Source organism: Robertmurraya kyonggiensis (genome assembly GCF_005116465.1).
GTDB classification, from domain to species: domain Bacteria; phylum Bacillota; class Bacilli; order Bacillales; family Cytobacillaceae; genus Robertmurraya; species Robertmurraya kyonggiensis.
Map to the genome: position 1 here is coordinate 1 of NZ_SWBM01000059.1, position 1,252 is coordinate 1,252.

Here is a 1,252-nt window from a genome sequence, read left to right on the forward strand (position 1 = left end):
CTACCAGCAGAGTCTCAGGATGTCACCATTTGAGGCGTTGTACGGAAGGAAGTGCAGGACACCGTTGTTTTGGAATCAGACCGGAGAAGGTAAAGTATTTGGACCTGAGGTCTTGAAGCAGGCAGAAGAACAAGTGCAGGTTATCAGGCAGAATTTGAGAACAGCTCAGTCACAGCAGAAAAGTTATGCAGATGTAAGGCGACGAGATCTCAGCTTCGAGATTGGTGACTTTGTGTATCTCAAGGTGTCACCAATGAGAGGTGTGAAGAGATTCAATGTTAAAGGCAAGCTAGCACCTCGCTACATTGGACCATTCAAGATATTAGAACGGAGAGGTGAAGTGGCTTATCAGTTAGAGTTACCAGAGAAATTGGCAGGAGTGCATGATGTGTTCCATGTGTCCCAGCTGAAGAAGTGTTTACGGGTGCCAGAGGAACAGATTCCGTTAGAGGAGTTGAATGTGCAGGAGGACCTTACTTATGAGGAGTATCCGGTCAAGATCTTAGAGGAGTCCGAGAGAGTCACCAGGAACAAAGTGATACGTATGTGCAAGGTTCAGTGGAATCGTCATACAGAGGATGAGGCAACCTGGGAACGGGAGGATGATCTCAAGGCAGAATATCCACATCTCTTCCAATCCACGTCCGAATCTCGGGGACGAGATTCATCTTAAGGGGGGTAGGTTTGTAACACCCTGAAAATGCCTATTTAAAAAAATTAGTAATTAATTGGTTTTCCTATTTGAGTGCTCATAAATAATGTAGGAAAATAAAATTTTTGAATAAATAAAAGCAAATATAGGAAATAGAAACATTATTGTTGCATTCATGCTGGTGCATTTATTTTTGATTGTTGAATTCAAATTTGAATTTGAATTCAAATGAGTGTTTGAATAAAAGAAAAACCTTTTCTTTTTCTCTCTTTTTCTCTTTCTCCTTTCGGCCCACCACTCCAGCCCAGCAGTCGGCCCACCGCCGCAGCAGCCCGCTCCGCGCCAGCCCGCGCCCTCCGCTCGCTGCCACTGACATGCCGGCCCCACCCGTCAGCCTCTCTCTTCTCTCCGCAGCGCGCGCTTCCTCTCTCTCTCCCAGTCACTGACATGCCGGGCCCGCCTGTAAGCCCCTTCTCCTACCTCGCGCCGCATCGAACCGGGACTCCTCCCCGCGCCGCCGCGAGTCCTCTCCGCCCACGCCGCCTCCCTCGCGACTTGGCGCGCACGCCAAGGAGCTTGAAGCCCCCATAAATAGCGCCG

General features: G+C 49.0%; 2 protein-coding genes. One reads left to right on the forward strand and one right to left on the reverse strand.

Annotation, left to right across the window (positions count from 1 at the left end):
- On the forward strand, positions 1 to 673 hold a 673-nt coding region (locus tag FA727_RS25665; RefSeq protein WP_206663865.1), incomplete at its 5' end, for a hypothetical protein.
- 166 nt (positions 674 to 839) lie between these two features.
- Here FA727_RS25665 and FA727_RS25670 read toward each other — a convergent pair.
- The gene (locus tag FA727_RS25670; protein WP_136833921.1) at positions 840 to 1,028 is read right to left on the reverse strand and encodes a hypothetical protein; all 189 of its coding nucleotides are present in this window, start codon (positions 1,026 to 1,028) and stop codon (positions 840 to 842) included.
- Positions 1,029 to 1,252 lie beyond the last annotated feature (224 nt).